This window comes from Agromyces tardus, assembly GCF_003710805.1.
Lineage (GTDB): Bacteria > Actinomycetota > Actinomycetes > Actinomycetales > Microbacteriaceae > Agromyces > Agromyces tardus.
Genome location: NZ_RHHB01000035.1, coordinates 1 through 20,771, shown reverse-complemented (window position 1 = coordinate 20,771; position 20,771 = coordinate 1). Strand labels below are relative to the sequence as shown.

The 20,771-nt window shown below is 72.0% G+C and carries 19 protein-coding genes and 1 tRNA gene; 12 read left to right on the top strand and 8 right to left on the bottom strand.

What is annotated here, in order from left to right:
* Window positions 1-102: 102 nt before the first annotated feature.
* The 5 genes from EDM22_RS14285 to lepB all read left to right on the top strand — a co-directional run bounded on the left by EDM22_RS14285 (window position 103) and on the right by lepB (window position 6,780).
* Window positions 103-1,578 carry a sugar transferase gene (locus tag EDM22_RS14285; RefSeq protein ID WP_122937760.1) on the top strand — a complete coding sequence of 492 codons (1,476 nt, stop codon included), beginning with the start codon at window positions 103-105 and terminating at the stop codon, window positions 1,576-1,578.
* 58 nt (window positions 1,579-1,636) lie between these two features.
* A complete protein-coding gene (locus tag EDM22_RS14280; RefSeq protein ID WP_122937759.1) occupies window positions 1,637-3,463 on the top strand; it encodes a DUF4012 domain-containing protein in 1,827 nt (608 codons plus the stop codon).
* A gap of 93 nt (window positions 3,464-3,556) precedes the next feature.
* Window positions 3,557-4,705, top strand: coding sequence for a heparan-alpha-glucosaminide N-acetyltransferase domain-containing protein (locus tag EDM22_RS14275; protein ID WP_122937758.1), 1,149 nt, complete (start codon window positions 3,557-3,559; stop codon window positions 4,703-4,705).
* Between the two features lie 28 nt (window positions 4,706-4,733).
* Window positions 4,734-6,035 carry a UDP-glucose dehydrogenase family protein gene (locus EDM22_RS14270; RefSeq protein ID WP_122937775.1) on the top strand — a complete coding sequence of 434 codons (1,302 nt, stop codon included), beginning with the start codon at window positions 4,734-4,736 and terminating at the stop codon, window positions 6,033-6,035.
* A gap of 10 nt (window positions 6,036-6,045) precedes the next feature.
* Complete coding sequence (lepB, locus tag EDM22_RS14265; protein WP_245989405.1) at window positions 6,046-6,780, top strand: signal peptidase I; 735 nt, start codon at window positions 6,046-6,048, stop codon at window positions 6,778-6,780.
* 4 nt (window positions 6,781-6,784) lie between these two features.
* Here the strand turns inward: lepB and EDM22_RS14260 are convergent, their stop codons facing one another.
* From EDM22_RS14260 to EDM22_RS14240, 5 genes are all read right to left on the bottom strand, one after another.
* Window positions 6,785-7,291, bottom strand: a complete 507-nt coding sequence (locus tag EDM22_RS14260) for a VanZ family protein (RefSeq protein WP_122937757.1) — start codon at window positions 7,289-7,291, stop codon at window positions 6,785-6,787.
* Window positions 7,288-8,532, bottom strand: coding sequence for a glycosyltransferase (locus EDM22_RS14255; RefSeq protein ID WP_122937756.1), 1,245 nt, complete (start codon window positions 8,530-8,532; stop codon window positions 7,288-7,290). Before EDM22_RS14255 ends, EDM22_RS14260 begins: the two co-directional genes overlap by 4 nt.
* Window positions 8,533-8,778: 246 nt before the next feature.
* Window positions 8,779-8,855: transfer RNA gene (locus EDM22_RS14250), tRNA-Pro, on the bottom strand.
* Window positions 8,856-8,953: 98 nt separating this feature from the next.
* On the bottom strand, window positions 8,954-9,928 hold the full coding sequence (locus tag EDM22_RS14245; protein ID WP_122937755.1) for a metallophosphoesterase: 975 nt from the start codon (window positions 9,926-9,928) through the stop codon (window positions 8,954-8,956).
* The gene (locus EDM22_RS14240; RefSeq protein WP_245989404.1) at window positions 9,925-12,519 is read right to left on the bottom strand and encodes a transglycosylase domain-containing protein; all 2,595 of its coding nucleotides are present in this window, start codon (window positions 12,517-12,519) and stop codon (window positions 9,925-9,927) included. The genes EDM22_RS14245 and EDM22_RS14240 overlap by 4 nt, the downstream gene beginning before the upstream one ends.
* A gap of 130 nt (window positions 12,520-12,649) precedes the next feature.
* On the opposite strand from EDM22_RS14240, the gene sp36 reads away from it, so the two are divergent.
* Together sp36 and EDM22_RS14230 are read left to right on the top strand one after the other, a co-directional pair.
* A complete protein-coding gene (sp36, locus tag EDM22_RS14235; RefSeq protein WP_122937753.1) occupies window positions 12,650-12,877 on the top strand; it encodes a Sp36 family protein in 228 nt (75 codons plus the stop codon).
* Window positions 12,877-13,347 (top strand): RidA family protein, encoded by a 471-nt coding sequence (locus EDM22_RS14230; protein ID WP_122937752.1) that lies wholly within the window; start codon window positions 12,877-12,879, stop codon window positions 13,345-13,347. The genes sp36 and EDM22_RS14230 overlap by 1 nt, the downstream gene beginning before the upstream one ends.
* Window positions 13,348-13,452: 105 nt before the next feature.
* Here EDM22_RS14230 and acs read toward each other — a convergent pair whose 3' ends face one another.
* Window positions 13,453-15,405: an acetate--CoA ligase gene (acs, locus tag EDM22_RS14225; protein ID WP_122937751.1), complete on the bottom strand. Its 1,953-nt coding sequence runs from the start codon at window positions 15,403-15,405 to the stop codon at window positions 13,453-13,455.
* 463 nt (window positions 15,406-15,868) lie between these two features.
* On the opposite strand from acs, the gene EDM22_RS14220 reads away from it, so the two are divergent.
* The 5 genes from EDM22_RS14220 (at window position 15,869) to EDM22_RS14200 (ending at window position 19,174) form a co-directional block, all read left to right on the top strand.
* The gene (locus EDM22_RS14220) at window positions 15,869-17,068 is read left to right on the top strand and encodes a TadA family conjugal transfer-associated ATPase (RefSeq protein WP_122937750.1); all 1,200 of its coding nucleotides are present in this window, start codon (window positions 15,869-15,871) and stop codon (window positions 17,066-17,068) included.
* Window positions 17,062-18,063 (top strand): type II secretion system F family protein, encoded by a 1,002-nt coding sequence (locus tag EDM22_RS14215; protein ID WP_170964146.1) that lies wholly within the window; start codon window positions 17,062-17,064, stop codon window positions 18,061-18,063. Before EDM22_RS14220 ends, EDM22_RS14215 begins: the two co-directional genes overlap by 7 nt.
* 58 nt (window positions 18,064-18,121) lie before the next feature.
* Entirely contained in the window at window positions 18,122-18,397 is a 276-nt protein-coding gene (locus EDM22_RS14210; RefSeq protein ID WP_122937748.1) for a DUF4244 domain-containing protein, read from the top strand.
* A gap of 16 nt (window positions 18,398-18,413) precedes the next feature.
* Complete coding sequence (locus tag EDM22_RS14205) at window positions 18,414-18,722, top strand: TadE family type IV pilus minor pilin (protein ID WP_122937747.1); 309 nt, start codon at window positions 18,414-18,416, stop codon at window positions 18,720-18,722.
* A gap of 68 nt (window positions 18,723-18,790) precedes the next feature.
* On the top strand, window positions 18,791-19,174 hold the full coding sequence (locus tag EDM22_RS14200) for an Rv3654c family TadE-like protein (RefSeq protein ID WP_281274088.1): 384 nt from the start codon (window positions 18,791-18,793) through the stop codon (window positions 19,172-19,174).
* Window positions 19,175-19,183: 9 nt separating this feature from the next.
* On the opposite strand, the gene EDM22_RS14195 is transcribed toward EDM22_RS14200, so the two are convergent.
* Both EDM22_RS14195 and EDM22_RS14190 read right to left on the bottom strand, forming a co-directional pair.
* Window positions 19,184-19,426, bottom strand: a complete 243-nt coding sequence (locus EDM22_RS14195; protein WP_122937745.1) for an acyl carrier protein — start codon at window positions 19,424-19,426, stop codon at window positions 19,184-19,186.
* Window positions 19,423-20,771: 2-oxo acid dehydrogenase subunit E2 (locus tag EDM22_RS14190; RefSeq protein ID WP_122937773.1), on the bottom strand; the 1,349-nt coding region annotated here is incomplete at its 5' end. The genes EDM22_RS14190 and EDM22_RS14195, both read right to left, overlap by 4 nt.

Sequence of the window (20,771 nt, the reverse complement as noted above, 5' to 3'; positions counted from 1 at the left end):
TCTTGCGGGCGCGGGCCGACGGGGTAGCCTTTCGATTGGTCCGCATCACAGCGGCCACGTCGGCCCGACGACCCGAAGACCGGCCGACGGCGGAGGTATTGCATGAGCCTGACGCGCCAGTCCACCACCGATTCACCGGCGGCGGTCGTTGCGGCATGGCAGCGCGCCTACGCGGGGCGGCTGCTGATCACCGACCTGATCGTGATCGTGGTCGCGGTCTACGGTTCGCAGCTGATCCGGTTCGGCTCGATCGTCGAGACCGTCAGCATCCCGAGCGTCCGCGATGCCCAAGTGGTGGTCAGCTACACCCTGGTGTCGGCGCTCCTCATCGGGATCTGGTTCGTCTCCCTGTCCCTGTTCGCCACGCGAGACCACACCATCATCGGCGCCGGCGTCTCGGAGTACCGCCGCATCACCGATGCGACCATCCGGGTGTTCGCCGTGCTCGCGATCGCCGCCTTCGCGCTGCAATCGGAACTCGGCCGCGGATACCTCCTCCTCGCGCTGCCGATCGGCCTCGCGCTGCTCCTCGTGAGCCGCTGGGCGTGGCGCAAGTGGCTGATCCGCCGTCGCGCGACCGGTGCATACACGCACCGCGCCATCCTCATGGGCGAACGGGGCAAGTCGATCCACGTGGCGAAGCAGATGTCGCGTGACAGCACCACCGGGATCGTCATCGTCGGGGCGATCACCGAGCACGGCACGGCCGACCGCGAACTCCTGTCGGGGATCCCGGTGCTCGGGGACTACGCGAGCCTCAGCAGGGTGCTCGAGGAGGCACGCGCCGACACGGTCGTGTTCACCGGCGCCGACACCATCGACCCGCGGGGGATGCGGGAGATCGGCTGGGAGCTCGAGTCGACGTCGACCAACCTCATCGTGGCCCCGGCGCTCACGGATGTCGCGGGCCCCCGCATCCACGCTCGACCGGTCGCGGGCCTCCCGCTCATCCAGGTCGATTACCCCGAGTTCGAGGGCCGCAAGTACGCGGCGAAGCGCGCGTTCGACCTCGTGCTGTCGACGCTCGCGCTCGTGCTGCTGAGCCCGGTGTTCCTCGTGATCGCCGTGCTGGTGCGCCGCGACAGCCCCGGGCCGGCGCTGTTCACGCAGGAGCGCGTGGGACTCAACGGCAAGCACTTCCGCATGCTGAAGTTCCGGTCGATGGTCGTGGACGCCGAGGCGAAGCTCCCGACGCTCCTCGACCAGAGCGACGGCAACGGCGTGCTGTTCAAGCTCAAGTCCGATCCTCGGGTCACGCGAGTCGGAGCCGTGCTGCGCCGCTACAGCCTCGACGAGCTTCCGCAGTTCGTCAACGTCCTGCTCGGCGACATGTCGCTCGTCGGCCCGAGGCCGCCACTCGCGTCGGAGGTCGAACGGTACGAGGACTGGATGCGCCGACGGCTGCTGGTGCGACCGGGGATCACGGGCCTGTGGCAGACCCAGGGCCGTTCCGATCTCTCATGGGATGACAGCGTGCGACTCGACCTCTACTACGTCGAGAACTGGTCGCTCACCGGCGACATCATCATCCTGTACCGCACGGCGCGATCGGTGATGCGGGCGCAGGGCGCGTACTGATCACGAACGCGCAACGCCACAGGTCGTGCGCGGTCGCGGCCGTCTATGCTAAGGCCTTGTGACCCAGCCCGAGATCACTGACGACGCCGCGCGTCGAGACGACCGCTCACGTCCCGAGAAGAAGCCGCGCCGGCGGTGGATCGTGCATGCGATCGTCTGGCCCGTGCTGGCGATCCTCCTCATCGGCGGCGGCTTCGCCGCCTTCTCGCTCTACAACGATGCGATGTCGGTGCGCGCCGACCTCGAAGACGCGCAGGCCTCGGTCGCGGCGTTCCAGAAGGCGGCCACCGAGCGCAAGTTCGACCAGCTCGAGCCGATCGCCGCCGAGCTGTCGGGCTCCGCCCGGAGCGCGGTCGAGCCCACGACGACGGTGCTGTGGAGCATGGGCGAGCTCGTCCCGGTCGTCGGCGAGAACTTCCGCGCGGTGCGCGTGATCGCCGAGGGCGTCGACGATATCTCCACCGAGGTGGTGACGCCGGCGTCCACCCTCGTCGGCTCGTTCGGCGTCAAGCGTGACGCGACGACCGGCGGCATCGACCTCGCGCCACTGCGCCAGGCGACCGAGATCGCCACCACGGCAGAGCAGGTCGTGACCGACGTGCACGCCGAGGTGCAGTCGATCGACACGACGGCGACGATCGGCCAGGTGAGCGAGGGCGTCGACAAGTTCGACGAGATGCTCGGCAAGGCCGAAGCGACCATCCCGCAGTTCAACGGTGCGCTCGCCGGCGTGGGCGCCCTGCTCGGCATCGACGGTCCGAAGAACGTGGTGCTCGCATTCGAGAACAACGCCGAGGCCGCGGCACTCGGCGGCGGCCCGGCGTCGCAGACCCTGCTGCAGGTCGACAACGGCACCATCAAGATCGCACGGCAGGTGTCGAGCGCCGACTTCCCGGTGGGCGTCCCGGTCGACGTCGCGGTCGACGAGAGCGCGAAGCAGCTCTACGACAGCATCTTCCTCGACAACCTCAACGCGTCGACGAGTCGCCCCGACTTCCCGACGGCTGCGGCGATCATCAACGCCCACTGGCAGCGCACGGTCGGGATCACGCCCGACGTCGTCGTCGCGCTCGACCCGATCGCGCTCTCGAAGCTCCTCGAGGTCACCGGTCCGGTGACGTTCGCCGGCGGCGAGCAGCTCACGAGCGACAATGTGGTCTCCAAGCTCCTCAACGAGGCCTACTTCCGCTACCCCGAGGGCGGCGCCGAGTCCGACGCCTACTTCGCCGCCGCGGCGAGCGCCGTCTTCGACCGCATCATGTCGACCGACTACGACGTCTGGGCGATGGCGAAGGCCATCACCGACGCAGCCAACGGCGGCAGTCTCATGATGTGGAGTGCCGATCCGGCCACGCAGGCGCTCTTCGACGACACGCGGGTGCAGGGCGTGCTCCCGAAGACGAACGAGGGTGCCACCGTCGTCGGCGTGTACTTCCGCGACCGCTCGTCGTCCAAGATCGACTACTACCTGCACACCTCCGCGACGGTCACGACCGATGCCTGCAAGCCGGATGCCCCGACCTATACGGTCGAGGTGAAGCTGAAGTTCGACATCCCGGGCGACATCGCCGACGACCTGCCGCGCTACATCGACAGCGGGCTGTACGACTTCTACCGCACCGAGGTGTTCCTCTACGGCCCGGTGGGCGCCTCGACGAGCGCGATCGAGGTGCCCGAGCCGGCGCTCAACACGGTCACCGGACCGTCGGTCACCGATCTCAGCCGACCGGCCGAGAAGTTCACCGTCGACATGGTGAACGGCCAGACGGCCGTCGTGCGGGCCACCTTCGCCGGCACGCCGGGCACGTACGGCCCGACCGAGGTACGCACCACCCCGATGATCAACGCGACGAAGGTCGAGATGGCGGAGGCGCCCTGCGGTTGATCGCCGCGGGCACCGTCGTCGAGACGGAACGCGGGCGTCGGCCCGTCCGGTCGGGCCCGTGAACGGCGCCGCATCCGTGCGAGAGTGGGCAGCATGGGCACCATGGCCGCATCCGAGCCGTCGCCGACCCCCGCGCGACGGAGGTCGCGGCGCGTCTCGGGTGTCGACACGGCGCGGGGACTCGCGCTCATCGGCATGTTCGTGGCGCACGTCGCGCCGGCCGCCGCATCCGTCGACGTGAACGAGCTCATCGCCCTGGCCGACGAGCGACCGCGCCTGCTGTTCGCGCTCACCGCGGGCGTGGGGCTCGGACTGCTCACCGGCGGAACGCGTCCTGCGGAGACCGGGCGGGGCGCACTGCGCCGCCAGGTCGCGATCCGCGCCGTCATCCTCATCGCCCTCGGCGTGCTCGTCGTGGCGATCCTGAACCCGCTCGTCTACGTGATCCTCGACGAGTACGGCATCGCGTTCCTGCTGCTGCTCCCGCTGCTCTTCGTGCCGGCTCGTGTTGCGCTCGCGCTCGGGGCGGTACTGCTCGCGATGGCGCCGGCGATCGCGGCGATCGCGGCGCGGGACCCCGACCTGCAGCTCGCGAGCGGCCTCGACGGCGGACTCGTCCTCGACTGGTTCCTCACCGGCGCCTATCCGGTGATCATCTGGGTGCCGGTCATGCTCCTCGGCCTCGGCCTGGCCCGGTCGGATGTCGCGTCGCCGGCCGTCGTACGACGGTCCGCCCTCGCGGGGGTGCTCGCGGCATCCGTGTGCCTGCCCGGCGCGCGCCTGCTGCCCGATCCCGCGACGCTCGCGGTCGACGACCCGGCCGCAGCCTGGAGCGCGCCGTTGCGCGCCTCGCTCGAGACCGTCGGCAACGTCGGCGTCGGGCTGCTCGTCGTGGCGGCGTGCGTGACGCTGACCGCGCTCGCCAGGCCCGCCCTGCGACGGATCGCGAGCGCCCTGCTCTCGCCGGTGACCGCGATGGGCGCGATGCCGCTGACCATCTACACCGGGCATCTCGTGGCGATCTCCGCGGCGAAGCGCGTCGAGGGTGGGGTCGTGACCGACGACTCGGCCGTGCTGCTGCTCGGCCTGGTCGTCGGGGCGATGGTCTTCGCGTGGCTGTGGGAGCGGTACGTGGGCCGTGGTCCGCTCGAGATGGTGCTGCGGTGGGCGAGCGGGCGCACGAGGGCGGACGCCGCGAGACCGCCCGCGCCCGCTGCGGACGACCCCGTACGGCAGAATTGACCGGGACTGTCCCGAACGAAGGATGAGCATGCGAATCTCGGTCATCGGTTGCGGCTACCTCGGCGCAGTGCACGCGTCGGCCATGGCGGAACTCGGGCACGACGTCGTCGGCATCGACGTCGACGAACGCAAGATCACCGACCTGCGGTCGGGCCGCGCTCCCTTCTTCGAGCCCGGCCTGCACGACATCCTCACGTCCGCCACCGCGAGCGGGCGACTCCGCTTCAGCACCGACATCGCCGAGGCGGCCGACGCCGAGATCCACTTCATCGCCGTGGGCACGCCGCAGTCAGCGGACACCTACGCGGCCGACCTGCGGTTCGTCGACGCGGCGTTCGAGGGTCTCCTCCCGCACCTCGCCGACGGGGCGCTCATCGTGGGCAAGAGCACCGTCCCCGTGGGCACCGCCGAACGGCTCGCCGCGAGGCTCGCCGAAGCCGCTCCGCACGCCCATCTCGCGTGGAACCCCGAGTTCCTGCGGGAGGGCTTCGCGGTGCAGGACACCATCGCGCCCGACCGGCTCGTCTACGGCGTCGCCGACGACCGCGCCGCGGCCCAGCTCGACCAGGTCTACCGCGCCGCCATCGAGGCGGGGACCCCGCGCATCGTCACCGACTACGCGACGGCCGAGCTCGTGAAGGTCGCGGCGAACGCGTTCCTCGCCACCAAGATCTCCTTCATCAATGCGATGGCCGAGATCGCCGAGGCGACCGGGGCGGATGTCACCCAGCTGGCCGACGCGATCGGCCACGATGCGCGCATCGGCCGACGGTTCCTCAACGCCGGCGTCGGCTTCGGCGGCGGATGCCTGCCCAAGGACATTCGCGCCTTCAGCGCCCGTGCCGAGGAGCTCGGGCGAGGGGAGTCCGTGGCGTTCCTCAAGGAGGTCGACGCGATCAACCTCCGCCGCCGTCGTCGCGTCGTGGATCTCGCGGTGGAGTCGTTCGGCGGCTCGGTCGTCGGCAAGCGCGTCGCCGTGCTGGGCGTCACGTTCAAGCCGGACTCCGACGACGTGCGCGACTCGCCGGCGCTCGACGTGGCGGTGCACTTCAAGGGGCTCGGCGCCGACGTGATCGCGACCGACCCGGAGGGGATCGCGAACGCCCGTGCGCGGCATCCGCAGCTCGCCTACACCGAGGACACCGACGAGGCACTGCGCGGCGCCGACCTCGTGGTGCTGGTGACCGAGTGGCGCGAGTACCGCAACCTCGACCCGGTGGAAGTCGGCCGGCTCGTCGCGAACCGGTTCGTCATCGACGGACGCAACGTGCTCGATCCCGCCGCGTGGCGGGCGGCCGGCTGGGAGTACCGCGGACTCGGGCGCCCGTAGGCTCGTGTCCGTGGATTCGCACACGACCGGAGCGCCGGCGCCGGCGCCCCGGGGCGCCGGCCGCCGTCGTCGAGGCATCTCGCCGTGGTGGCACCTGCTCATCGCGCTCGTGGTGCTCGCACTCGTGCAGTCGTTCCTCGTGAAGGTGTACCAGGTGCCGTCGGGATCCATGGAGCAGACCCTGCAGGTCGGCGACCGGGGCCTCGTCAACCGGCTCGCGTACCTCGGGGGAGGGCCGGCACGCGGTGACGTCGTGGTCTTCGTCGCCGATGAGGCGTGGGCCGGAGACGCCGCCGCCGAGCCGTTCACCCCGATCACGGCGATCAAGTGGGTGGGCGGCCTGTTCGGGGTCGGCCCGGGAACCGAGCACTCACTCGTCAAGCGGGTGATCGGCCTGCCGGGCGATGTGGTCTCGTGCTGCGACGTCGAGGGACGCGTGCTGGTGAACGGCGAGCCGCTCGACGAGTCGTACGTCTTCGAGAACCAGCCGTTCGAAGCCGGCGTGCTCGACTGCGCCACGACGCCGGCCTCGAGCCGCTGCTTCGGCGACGTCGCCGTGCCCGACGACGCGTACTTCGTGCTCGGCGACCATCGGGCGGACTCCGCCGATTCCGTCATCGCGTGTCGAGGCTCGACGGCCGCGCTCGCCGGCGCCGACTGCGCGCGTTTCGTGCAGCGAGCGCAACTGGTGGGGCGCGCGTTCTTCGTGGTCCTGCCGCTCGGGCGCATGGGGCCCATCGCGTAGGGCCCTAGGGGGACCGCGGGTTCGCCGCTGCGATCGCGACGACGGCGATCGCGCCGAGGGCGGCGCCGAGCGTGTTGGCCGCCACATCGCGCAGGTCGAAGGTGCGGTCGGGCAGCAGCACCTGCTGCACCGTCTCGGCGCAGAGGCTCACGGCCCCGCCGAGGCCCGTCGCGGTCAGCACCCTGCGGACCCTGCGTTCGGGCGCCCAGGCGGCCCACAGCGCCCCGAGCGGCACGAAGAGCACGACGTTCGACGCCGTCTCGACGAGCAGGTACCTGGCCCACTGCGGGACGCCGAGTCGGGCCAGCAACTCGAGTGCGACGTCGAACCGGAGCAAGCCGCCCTCACCGTCGACGTGCACCGGCCAGAAGAGCACGACGGCGAGCACTGCGGCATAGACGACGGTGAGCACCACGAGCCAGCCCCGCCGCTGCCGGGTGTGTCGCGAGGCGACGACGAGGTCCGCGGCCGCGTCGGCGCGCAGGCGAGCGACGCGGTCCGACGGGGTCATTCGTTCAGGCCGGTCGCGGGCCGTTCGGTCGAAGGACCCTGATCGCGTCGGACCGATCGAGCCGGTTGCCCGGGTGACCCGCGCCCGGACGCCGCTCGAGCGGTCGATTCCCTGCGACGCGTCTCATCGCCGCCCAGCACCCACTCGCGGATCTCGGCCACGAAGCGGTCGGTGTCGAACTCGAGCGCCCGCGCCCGCGCCGCCTCGGGAGCGATGCGCGAGGCGGCTTCCACCGCCTGCGCGAACCCGGCGACGTCATCGGGGTCGTACTGCGCGCCCGCGATGCCGTCGAGCACCGACTCGGCAGCCCCGCCGACCCGGTTCACGATGACGGGGCACCCTGCCGCCATCGCCTCGACCGGGATGATCCCGAAGTCCTCGATCGGTGGGAAGACGAACGCGAGCGCGCGCTGGAAGAGCGCGCGCAGGAGCTCGTCGGAGACCCTGCCGAGCAGGTGCACGGGCACGCGCGCGGCCGCGGCGAGCGACTCGAGCCGCTCGCGCTCCGGTCCGGCCCCGGCCACGACGACCGGGATGTCCAACGCCGCGCCCATGCGGATGACGGAATCGTGGCGCTTGTAGGGCACGAGCCGCGAGGCGGCGAGGAGGAAGCCGCGCTCGGGCAGGGCGTCCAGTATCGCCTGCTCGTCGGGCGTCGTACGCCTCGCCCAGTCGGCCACCGCGGCGATCGACCGGGATGCCACGGGGGGATGGATGACCCGGGCATCGCGACCCCATGCGCGCTGGATGCGCTCCCGGACGAAATCGCTGTTGGCCGCGAGCGAGCCCGACGTGGCGGAGGCCCGTCGGTCGACACCGCGCAGGTACGCACGCGCGAGCCCGGCGAGGGGGATCGAGGTGCGACTGTCGAGGTCGGGTTCCCACAGGTAGCGAGCGGGGGTGTGCACGTAGGAGAACTTCGCCACGCCGGGGTCGGCGCCGAGTCTCGCGTGGTGGGCGAACACGTAGCTGCTCGTCAGGATCCAGTCGGGCGTGGTGGTGGGCCAGCCGAGCCCGCGCCGCCACGTGCCCGACATGAGCGGCAGCGACAGTGCCTTGCGGCCGCGGAGCGGCGTGCGGGCCAGCCACGACTCGTCGACCGTCTCGGGAGGGAACCGCGTGGGATCGTCGTTCCACAGGCAGGCGATGCGCGCGTCGGGCAGTGCGATGCGCATCGCGTCGAGCACCTGCTCGGCTCCGCCCGACTCCTCGATCCACTCCTGGACGATCAGGCCGGTCATGTGCGAATCCCTCTCGGCGGTGTCGGGCGTCGGGTCCGCGCCGTGACTGCCGTGGACGGCGCGTGCGGTCGTCGCGACATCGATGGGGTCTGTCGTGATCGACCGGTTGTCGACATAGTAGAGCGCCGACGTGGCATCCGTCTGCGAGCCCCTGGCCCTGCGGATGCGGCGGCGTGCGCCGGCTCCGCGATCCTCCGCGACGGAACGACGAAGGGCCGGGCATCTCAGATGCCCGGCCCTTCCCGATGGTCGGGGTGACAGGATTTGAACCTGCGACCTCGTCGTCCCGAACGACGCGCGCTACCAAGCTGCGCCACACCCCGGTGGCCCTCGCGGGCCTCCATAAGGATAGCCGATAATTCGGCGACGCCCGACCACGCCCGGGGGCGTCGGAGCACCCCGTCGGCGCTCGTGCGGCGGCTCAGCCGACCGGGGTGAGGGTGAGCAGCGTCGCCTCCGGGGGGCATGCGAACCGGACCGGAGCGTAGATCGAGGTGCCCAGCCCGGCGGAGACGTTGAGGTAGGCCGAGCGGAGTCCGTGACGCCACGTGCTGAGGCCGCTCGCCTGCGAACGCGGGATGTCGCAGTTGGTGACGAGCGCGCCGTACCCCGGCAGGCAGACCTGCCCGCCGTGGGTGTGGCCGGCGAGCATCAACTGCGCGCCGTGGGTGACGAACGAGTTCAGCACGCGTCGGTAGGGCGCGTGGGCGACCCCGATCGTCACCGTCGGCCGCTGCGCTCGGGCGCCCCGGTCGGGCCAGAACTCATCGCCGAGCGGGTCATCGGACCGCAGGTCGTCGATCGCCGCGGTGATGAGGTCGAGCCGGTCGTAGCCCTTGTGCGGGTCGTCGACGCCGAACAGCTCGAAGTGCGTGCCGCGCAGGTCGAGGGTGGTCGCGGTGTTGTCGAGGTCGATCCAGCCGAGTTCGCCGAAGAAGTCGTGCAGTTCGCCGATGTCGAGGCGCTTGGCGTGCGCGCGCAGCTTCGAGGGGCCGCTGAAGTAGCCGAAGGGGTTCTTCACGACCGGTCCGAAGTAGTCGTTCGATCCGTTGACGAACACGCCCGGAACGCCCCGGAACGGCTCGAGCGCCCGGCGCACGCCCTCGATGCCGCGCTCGTGCCCCAGGTTGTCCCCGGTGTCGACGACGAGATCGGGCTGGAGATCGGCGAGCGCGCGCACCCATTCCTGCTTGGGGCGCTGCCAGGGCGCCATGTGCAGGTCGGAGATGTGCAGTACCCGCACGGGAGCCGCACCCGACGGCAGCACCGGAACCTCGACGCGGCGAAGCGTCCACCGGGTGCGCTCGACGACGGTGCCCCACGCGACGGAGGCGACCGCCGCCGCGCCGACCGCCGAGGCGATCCGCGCGACGGCGGTCGAAGCGGTCGGGCTCACCCGCTGTTTCCCGTGGTGTTGCCGGTGCCCGGCGCTCCACCGCCGTTCAGCTTGCCGACCGTGATCGTGATGCGGTCGCCCGCCTTCGCGGCGGACCCTGCATCGGGAGACTGCGAGATCACGATGCCGTCCTGCGCGGGGTCGGTGACGTCCTGCTCCTTCACCTGCACCTTGAAGCCGGCCTGCTCGAGGGTCGACTGGGCGGTGGCCGCATCCAGACCCTGCACATCGGGAACGGTGCTCACCTTGCCGTTGCTGATGAAGACCGTGATGACCGTGCCGCGCCCGGCCTGACCCGACGGATCGGTGCCGGCGACCGTGCCCTTCGGCTGGTCGCTGTCGCGTTCGCCGCCCTCTGCGAACTGGAAGCCCGCCGCCTCGATCGCCTGCTTCGCGGCGTCGAGGGAGAGGCCCGCGACCTGCGGCACGTCCACGAGCACCTGGCGGAAGGCCGACGGGTCGGGCTCGGGGAACGCGTCGCCGCCGTACTTCGCGTCGGCGACCGCCATGATCTGGGGCCAGATGCGGTGTCGTGCGGACGCGGCGTAGCCGCTGGGGAAGTCGAGCTCGCGGAGGTTCGCGTCACCGGTCACGTTGCCCACCCAGACCGCGGTGGCGACCTTGGTGCTTGAGCCGATCATCCACGTGTCCTTCGCGAAGTCCGTGGTACCGGTCTTGCCGATGTGGGGGATCCCGGTGCCCGGGTCGGACTGGGCCGCCGTGCCGCCGTTGAAGGTCTGCTGCATCGCGTAGTCCATGGCCGCGGCGACCTGCCCCGTCACGGACTGGGTGCACGTGGACTTCGGCGGTGCGATCTCCTCGCCGTCTGCGGCCACGATCTTCTCGATCGCGATCGGGGTGCAGGTGACCCCGCCGTTCGCGATGCCGGCGAACGCGGTGGCCATCGCGAGGGGCGAGACCTCCTCGGTGCCGAGCACCGCGGACGGCTGGAACGTCCAGTCGGGGTGGCCCGCAGGCGTGCCGAGGTCGCCGCCGTCGGCACGGCGGACGCCGAAGGCCTGTGCGGTCTCCTTGATCTTGCAGAGGTCGAGCTGCGAGGCCATCGACATGAAGCTCGAGTTGACCGAGTACTTCGTGGCGTCGACCGCGTTGTTGGCGGTGTTGCCGTCATCGTTGTTGGGGTTGAAGCTGCCCGACCAGGTGCCGTTGCAGCTGTCGGGGAACGTGGTGAAGGTGCGCCGCGAGCCGTTGAAGGTCTCGTTGAGCGAGTGCCCCTCGTTGAGCCATTCGGCGAGGGTGAACACCTTGAACGTCGAGCCGGGCTGCAGACCGCTCGATCCGCCGTAGTCGAAGTCGGTGCTGTAGTTCAGCGAGGAGTACTCGTTGCTCGACGCCAGCACCTCGGGGTCGGCGGAGAACTTCTTGTTCTGCGCCATCGCGAGGATCCTGCCCGTTCCGGGTTGCACCGAGACCGCGACCGACCCGACGTCGAAGCGGGGGTCGGAGAACGGAATCTGCTCGGCGATCGCCGTCTCGGCCTTGTTCTGCAGGTCGAGGTCGAGCGTCGTGTAGATCTGGAGGCCGCGCTGCTTGAGCAGCACCGACCCCTCGTTCACGTCGGGCGTCGCGGGGTCGTCGAACTGGTTCTTGATGACCCAGGTCACGTAGTCGCAGAAGAACGCCGACCCGGCCGCGGTCTGGCAGCCGGTGCTCGGTTCCTTGATGTTCGGCGTGACCGGCTCGGCGATGGAGGCGTCGCGCTCCTCCTTGGTGATCTTGCCGTACTCGTACATCTTGTCGATGATGTAGTCGCGACGCGCCTTGTTCGCGGCGTAGGGCACCGCTTCGCCGTCGACGACGGTGGCCGCGCCGTTCTCTTCGCTGTCCGGCCGGTCGAGTCGCAGGTTGTCGGGGTTGTTGACGATCGCGATGAGGCTCGCCGCCTGCGCGATCGTGAGGTTCGCCGCCGTGGTGCCGAAGTAGTACTGGGCCGCCGACTCGATGCCGTACACGCGACCGCCGAACGCCGCGATGTTCAGGTAGCCGAGCAGGATGTCGTTCTTCTTGAACTTCTTCTCGAGCGCGATCGCGTAGCGCATCTCCTTCAGCTTGCGCTCGGGGGAGACCTCGGTGGCCGCATCGTAGGCGGCCTGCTTCTCCTCCTCGGTCGTCGCCTTGTTCACGCCGTTGTTGATGAGCACGTTCTTCACGTACTGCTGCGTGATCGACGAACCACCCTGCACGTCCTTGCCGGTGAAGGTGCTCACCGCGCCGCGCAGGGTGCCCTGGATGTCGACGCCGCCGTGCTCGTAGAACCGCGGGTCCTCACCGGCCACCGCGGCATCCTTCGCGTACTGGCTGATCGCGTCCCACGCGACCTCTTCGCGGTTCTCGTCGAAGAACGAGGCGAGCAGCGCCTGCGAGCCGTCGGAGCGGGTCGCGTAGACGTCGGTCTTCTGCGACAGTTCGCCGATCTCGAGGTACGCCGGGAGGTTCTCGAACATCGTGATGCCGTTGTTGGCAGCCATGCCCGTCACCGCGAGCGCGGGAGTGACGGCTGCGGTCACGAGCACGCCGGCGAGCACGCTCATACCGACGAAGCCGAGGATCCCCCCGGCAGCATCGCTCATCGTTCGTTTTTCGGCAGACATATAGTGGAGCTTAACCGAGAAGGCTGGCAAAAACCGCCATGCCGGGCCTGCCCGGCACTCCGGCGACGACACGCCGACTCCGCACGATTCCGCCGCCGAAAGGGAACCCATGCCCGCCTGGGAGTACATCACCACACCCCTGCTCATCCACAACACCGCCGCCATCCTCAACAACTGGGGCTCCGAGGGCTGGGAGCTCGTGCAGGTCGTGCAGGGGCCCGAAGGCGGCCTCGTCGCGTACCTGAAGCGCCCCGTCGGCGGCGAGTCCTCCGCCGCGGCATCCGCCGGCACCGCCGCCGCCGCACAGGCTGCAAAGCAGTTCGAGGGCGAAGCCTGATGGCCGGCTACGAGGCGCGCCTCGCCGAGCTCGGCATCGAACTGCCCGCCGTCGCGGCGCCGGTCGCCGCCTACGTGCCCGCCGTCGTCACGGGCTCGTACGTCTACACGTCGGGGCAGCTGCCGTTCGTCGCGGGCGCGCTGCCCGCGAGCGGCAAGGTGGGCGAGGGCGACGGGCTCGTCCCCGCCGACGACGCCAAGGGATACGCCCGCACCTGCGCACTCAACGCGCTCGCCGCGGTGCGAGCCGAGCTCGGCTCGCTCGACCGCGTCACCCGCATCGTGAAGCTCGTGGGCTTCGTGGCATCCGACCCCGCGTTCACCGGCCAGCCCGGCGTGATCAACGGCGCGTCCGAGGTCCTGGGCGCGATCTTCGGCGACGCCGGCAGGCACGCCCGCTCGGCCGTGGGCGTCGCGGTGCTTCCGCTCGACGCGCCCGTCGAGGTCGAGCTCGTCGTCGAGTTCGCGTAGTCGGCGCGCGCAGCAGCGAACGACGGATGCCGCGGCGGGAATGCTCCCGGCCGCGGCATGCGTCGTTCCAGGCCGGCGCTCGAAGCGCTGCGCCGGCGACCTGCGCTAGCGGACCTGCGCGCTGATGATCTGCATGATCGACGTGTCGGCGAGGGTCGTGGTGTCGCCGATCTCGCGGCCCTCGGCGAGGTCGCGCAGCAGGCGCCGCATGATCTTGCCCGAGCGGGTCTTCGGCAGCTCGTTGACGATGAACACCTGCCGGGGGCGGGCGATCGGGCCGATCTGGCGGGCGACGTGCGTGCGCAGCTCCTCGCTCGCGAGGACCGCGTCGTTGCCGTGCTCCTCCTGGCTGGCCTTGAGGATGACGAACGCGACGACCGCCTGGCCCGTGGTCTCGTCGTGCGCGCCGACGACGGCGGCCTCGGCCGTCCACGGGTGGGCGACGAGCGAGGACTCGATCTCGGCGGTCGAGAGCCGGTGCCCCGAGACGTTCATGACGTCGTCGACGCGGCCCAGCAGCCAGAAGTCGCCGTCTTCGTCGCGGCGGGCGCCGTCGCCGGCGAAGTACTTGTCGCCGAACTTCTCCCAGTAGGTCTCCTTGAAGCGCTCTGGGTCGCCCCAGATGCCGCGGAGCATCGACGGCCACGGCTCCGTGATCACGAGGAGCCCGCCGCCCTCGCCCACGATGTGCTCGCCTTCGTCGGTGAGGATGTCGACCGAGATGCCCGGGATCGGCACCTGCGCCGATCCGGGCTTGAGGTCGGTGATGCCCGGCAGCGCCGAGATCATGATCGCGCCCGTCTCGGTCTGCCACCAGGTGTCGACGACCGGGATGGAGCCGCCGCCGATGACGTGGCGGTACCAGATCCAGGCCTCGGGATTGATGGGCTCGCCGACCGACCCGAGCACTCGCAGGGTGCGCAGGTTGAACTCGTGCGGGATCTGCCTGCCGAGCTTCATGAACGAGCGGATCGCCGTGGGCGCGGTGTAGAGGATCGTGACGCCGTACTTCTCGACGATCTCCCACCAGCGGCCGGGGTGCGGCGTGTCGGGCGTGCCCTCGAAGAGCACCTGCGTCGCGCCGTTCGCGAGCGGGCCGTAGACGACGTAGGAGTGGCCGGTGATCCAGCCGACGTCGGCGGTGCACCAGTAGACGTCGCGCTCGGGATGCAGGTCGAACACGTTCTTGTGGGTGAACGCCGCTTGCGTGAGGTAGCCGCCCGAGGTGTGCAGGATGCCCTTGGGCTTGCCGGTGGTGCCCGAGGTGTAGAGGATGAACAGCGGCTGCTCGGCGCCGAACGCCTTCGGCTCGTGGTCGTTCGAGGCCCGGCCGACGGTCTCGTGCCACCAGTGGTCGCGCTCGTCGTTCCACGCGACCTCGTTCTCGCCGCGGCGCACCACGAGCACCTGCTTCACCGAGCCGGCGGAGCGCTCGAGCGCGTCGTCGACGGTGAGCTTCAGGGGGAAGATCTTGCCCTTGCGGAAGCCGCCGTCGGCGGTGATGACGACGGATGCCTCGGCGTCGTCGATGCGGGACGCGAGGCTCTCGGCGCTGAACCCGCCGAAGACCACGGAATGGATCGCGCCGATGCGCGCGACGGCGAGCATCGAGACGACCGCCTCGGGGATCATCGGGAGGTAGATGGCGACGCGGTCGCCCTCGCCGACGCCGAGGTCGGTGAGCACGTTCGCCGCGCGCTTCACCTCGTCGGTCAGCTCGGCGTAGGTGATGGTGCGGGAGTCGCCGGGCTCGCCCTCCCAGTGGATGGCGACGCGGTCGCCGAGGCCCGCGGCGACGTGGCGGTCGAGGCAGTTGACGGCGACGTTGAGCTCGCCGTCGTCGAACCACTTCGCGAACGGCGGGTTCGACCAGTCGAGGGTGCGGGTGAAGGGCTTCTCCCACTGGAGGAGGCTGCGGGCCTGGTCGGCCCAGAAGCCGAGGCGGTCGGTGCGCGCCGCCTCGTACAGGCCGGGGTCGGCGACGGACTGGGCGGCGAACTCGGGGCTCGGGCGGAATCGCCGGATCTCCTCGAGTGCGTGATCGATCTGCGCGGTCATGATGGTGCGATCGCTCCTTCGCGAATGGTTCATCTGGTGGGTCGCCTGCCCCACCAGCACCCTACCCCGCCGCGCTGTGCGTGTCGGTCGCGATCATGTCGCACCGTGTCGTACGCTGTGCCCGGGCTCCCCCGAACGGGTGACGGCTGTACGTTCTCGCAGAGAAATCTGTGTGTCCGCACAAATGAGGACAAAAAGTACTTGCGCATGGAATCTGAAGCCCTACACTGAGTACCGCCCGGACACTCGTTTCGTGGCCTGCAGCACATGTGATTCCCCCCAATCCTCGTGCTGCCGAGGCGGCACCTGTTCCCCCCAATGGGTGCCGCCCCCTTACGTTAACGGGCGCTTCGCCGCCCGACGCGGTCCGAGTCCTCCTCCACAACGGCGTGGGGGAGACCCGGATCCCCGTTTCGGGCTCCCTCGCGCTCCGTCGGCGGGCGCCTGTCTAGCGTCGCTCGTCATGAGCACTCGTTTCGTGGCCGTCCCGTCGTGGCAGGCGCGGCAACCCGTCGCCCGGCCCGAGGCGTCGCTGCCGCCCGGGCCGCGTGCCCGCGAGGCCGGGCGGAGTGCGGGCGATCGCGGCGGGCGCGCCCCCGACGACCGGGTTCCCGGCGACCGTGCCCCCGGCGATCGGGCGCTCGACGGCCGGGCACTCGACGAGCGAGCCGGCGACGGCGACGGTGGGGCGCTCGACGAGCGACGCGACGGCGACGACGGCGGTGGGGCCGAGTCCTCGGTCCCGGATGTCGCGGCGCTCGGCCCGCTCGCTCCCTTCGCGGCATCCGGCCCCGTCACCGACCTGTTCGTGAACGGGGAACGCGGCCTGTGGATCGACCGCGGTGCCGGCGCGGAGCTCGAGCCGGCGTGGTCGGCCGACGAGGCGGAGGTGCGAGCCCTGGCCGTGCGGCTCATCGCACGCGGCGGGCGACACATCGACGAGGCGACGCCGGCGGTCGACGTGCGGCTCGGTCGCGGCATCCGGGTGCACGCCGTGCTGCCGCCGGTGTCCTCGAACGGCACGCTCATCTCGGTGCGCGTCCCGCGCGCCGCGGGCTTCCCGCTCGCGGCGCTCGCCCGTGCCGGCATGCTCGACGCGACGCAGGAGGCGACGCTCCGCGGTGCGGTGGCCGAGCGGCGCAACGTACTCGTCACCGGCGCCGGCGGCACCGGCAAGACGACGCTCCTCGGCGCGATGCTCGCCGCTGCTCCCGTCCGCGAGCGCATCGTGCTCATCGAGGATGTCGCGGAGCTCACGATCGACCACCCGCACGTCGTCGCCCTCGAGGCCCGGCAGGCGAACCTCGAGGGCAGCGGTCGGCTCGGCCTCGACGCACTGCTGCGTGAGGCCCTCCGCATGCGGCCCGATCGGATCGTCGTCGGCGAGTGCCGCGGTGCGGAGCTGCGCGAGCTGCTCGCCGCACTCAACACGGGGCACGACGGCGGCGCGGGAACGCTGCACGCGAACTCGCTCGACGACGTGCCCGCGCGGCTCGAGTCGCTCGGCTCGATCGCGGGGATGTCGGCCGACGCGGTCGCCCGGCAGACGGTCAGCGCATTCGACCTCGTCGTGCACCTCGAGCGCGTCGACGGCCGTCGGCGGGTCGCCGCGATCGGCCGATTCGCCTGGAAGGGCGATCGGCTGGCGGTGGCGCCGTGCTGAGCCTCTTCGCCCCCGGGCAAGTCCCGTGGAGCGGTGCGCGCCTCCGCGCCGTCGTCGCGGCGCGGCGCGCCGTCGATCCCGCCCTCACCGTCGACCTCGTAGCCGGGGTCGCCGAGCGCCTCGCCGCGCTGCTCACGGCGGGCGTGGCGCCCGCGGCGGCGTGGCGGAACGTGGTGCCCGACTCGGACGACGCCGACCGGCGCATCGTCGAGGCGGCGGCGGTCGCGGCCGGCGACGGCGAACCGGTCGCCTCGGCGATCGCGTCGGCGCGGCAGGCGCACCCCGCCGCATCGCCCGCCTGGTCGGTGCTCGCCGCGGCATGGTCGGTCGCGGATGCCGCGGGCTCGCCGCTCGCGGCGTGCCTGGTCATGCTCGCGAGCGCCCTTCGCGATGAGGCCCAGCTGCGGCGAGAGGCGCGCGCCGCGCTCGCCGGACCGGCCGCGAGCGCGCGGCTCGTGGCCGCGCTGCCGGTGGTGGCCGTCGCCTTCGGCGCGATGCTCGGCTTCGACACGCTCGGCGTGCTGCTCGGCAACCCGCTCGGGTTGGCCTGCCTCCTGCTCGGATGCGGATTCCTCTGGGCGGGCTCTCGATGGAGTCGCGCGCTCGTCGCCCGGGCGGCGGTCGCGCAGCCGTCGGCCGGACTCGAGCTCGAGTTGCTGGCGGTCGCGCTCGCGAGCGGCGCGTCGCTCGGCCGTGCCGCCGAGCTCGTCGCGTCGGCCCTGCGCGCCCACCTCCCCGAGCTGCCGCCATCGGCCGCCGCAGGGCCCGTGGTGGCGCTCGCCGAGCGCGCCGGGGCTCCCGTCGCCGAACTCCTCCGCGCGGAGGCGGCCCGGCTGCGCGGCGCCGCACGCACCGACGGGGCCATGCGTGCCGCCGCGCTCGGCGTGCGGCTCATGCTGCCGCTCGGATGCTGCGTGCTGCCCGCGTTCGTGCTCGTCGGCGTCGCTCCGCTCATGATCTCCGTCGTCACCGGCACCCTCGGCGGTGCCCGGTGACGGCCACGCCAGGCTCGTGCCCCCATCGCCGGACACCCGGCACCGAGAGAGGAACACCATGCATCCAACGCAGTACCCCGATCACCCCGGCGCGGCCGGCGTCGCCGCGAAGGCCCCCGACGTCGCCGCGGGCTCGAACGGGCCGGCCCGCGTCCGCGTCGCGCGTCGCCTCCTCCGGCGGCTCGCGGGCGAACGCGGCGCCGCGACCGCCGAGTACGCCGTCGCCACGATGGCCGCCGTCGGATTCGCCGGGCTCCTCGTCGTCATCCTGCGCGGCGACGAGGTGCGCGGCATCCTCACCGACCTCGTGCGGAATGCGCTCACGGTGGGGTAGCGGCGAACGCGGCAGCGTGACGGCCGAGTTCGCCGTCGCGCTGCCCGCGATCGCACTCGTGCTGGCGGCGTCGCTCGCCTCGGTGCACGTCGTCGCCGTGCAGGTGCGCCTGGCGGATGCCGCCGCCGACGCCGCCCGGGCGCTCGGGCGCGGCGAGAGCGAGGCCTCAGCGGCCGACATCGCCGCACGCAACGCGGCCGGCGCCCGGCTCGCGACGAGCGGCGACGACCGATTCGTGTGTGCGACGCTCACGGGCAGGGCGGGCGGCGTGCTCTCGGCGCTCGAGCTGCACGCCGAGTCGTGCGCCCTGCGCGGCGGGCTGTGATGCGGCGCGCGGCGGCGTGCTGTGCCCCGCGCGGGTGGCGCGGAGGCCGGGGCGGATTGCGAGGCGATGTGCGCGGTGGCTACCGGGACGGACCGCGCGGGACGGGGCGCAGCGGAGAGCGCGGCGCCGCGACGGTAATGGCGGTCGCGATCGTCGGGGCGGTCGTGGCGTTGGCGGTCGGCGTCGTCGCGGTGCTCGCGGCCTCGGTCGCATCGCAGCTCGCGGCGAACGCGGCCGATGCCTCCGCGCTCGCCGCCGCCGACGCGGTGTCGGGTGCGGCGGCGGGCGAGCCGTGCGCGCTCGCGTCGGAGCTGGCCGCGAGGAACGGCGCGACGCTCGTGTCGTGCGCGATCGACGGGCCTGCGGCATCCGTCACGGTCGCGGTGGGCCGGGGCGCGTTCGACGCGGTGGCGACGGCGCGCGCCGGCCCGCCCGGCTGGGACGACGGGTGAGCGTCGGCGTCACCCGCGCGCGACGACGTGGTCGATCAGGCTCTGCACGGTCGTCAGACCGGGATAGTCGTCCTCGACGGTCTCGACGCCGGTCGACTGCGCGAGGGTCTCGAGCAGCCGGAGGAAGTCGAGCGAGTCGAGCTCGAGGTCCTGGCGCAGGCGCGCCGAGCCGTCGAGTCCGTCGGTGTCGACATCGGGCGCCACCTCGTTGAGCGCCGCGAGCACGGCGGTGCGGGCATCCTGCTCGTTCATAGTTCCTCCGGCTTCTGCAGCAGCTCGTCGACGCGGGCGAGGAAGCGCCCGCCGCGCAGGCCGTCGCTCACGCGGTGGTCGGCGGAGAGGGTCGCGGTCACCGTCGGGCGCACGCCGAGCATGCCGTCTTGAGCCCAGGGCCGCTCCACGACGCGTCCGAATCCGACGAGCGCCACCTGGGGCGCGTAGATCACGCCGAACACGGACTCGACCCCGAGGTCGCCGAGGTTCGTGACCGTGATGGTCGGATCCGCCATCTCCGCGCGCTGCAGGCGGCCCGAGCGGGCGCGCGCGACGAGATCGCGCAACTGCTCCATCAGCGCGTCGACCGACAGAGTGTCCGCGTCGTGGATGGCCGGGGCGACGAGTCCGCCGCCGCGGAGCGCGACCGCGACCCCGAGGTGCACGGCGGGGCTCTGCTGGAACGCGTCGTCGACGAAGAAGCCGTTGACGTCGGGGACGTCGTGGGCGGCGCGGGCGGTCGCCGCGAGCAGCAGCGCCGAGGGAACGAGTCGCGACGCGATCGGCCGCCCGGCGTTGGTGTCGCGCATCCACGCCATCGCGGCGCTCAGGTCGATCGTCGTGCTGAGGTAGTAGTGGGGGATCTCCCGCTTGGACCTGGCCATGAGCGATCCGATCGCGCGGCGAAGTCCGGCGAGCCGCTTGGCGGCGTCGGCGGCGCTCGTCGCGGGTGCGCCGGAGGCGGAGGCGGGCGCGGGTGCGGGTGCGGCGGCAGCCGGGACGGTCGCGGGTGCGCCAGCGCCCGAGGCCTGCCGTTCTCCATGCGTCCGATGCGCTCGTCGCTTCGCGGCCGCCGGCGGCGGTGGCGACTTCGCGGCCTCCGCGGCCAGGCGCACGTCGGCCTCGGCGACGGCTCCGCCGGGACCCGTCCCGCGCACTCCGGCGAGGTCCACGCCGAGCTCGGCGGCGAGTCGCCGCGCACGGGGTGAAGAACGGACCCGCTCGTCCGGCGGGTGCGCCGGGCCGCCGCCCCCGCTCGCAGCATCGCCACCGGGTCGTGTCGACTCCGCCTGCCCGGCGCGCCCCACGCTCGGCGCCCCCGCTGCCGCCGTACCCGCACCCGCGGGTACGGCGGCCGACTCGACGTCGGCGCGCGTGATCGCCCCGTCGGGGCCGGTCCCGTGCACCTCGTGCAGGTCGACCCCGAGCTGGTGAGCGAGCCGGCGGATCGGGGGCGTGAGGTGCGCGGGCTCCAGCACGAGCGCCGGGGTGGGCTCCTGCGGGATCGCGGGGGCCGTGGCCGCGGGCTCCGGCCGGGTCGGCCGTGCCGCAGGCGCTGGCGGGGGAGCGGCGGCCGCAGCAACCGGGGCGGTCGCCGTCGCTG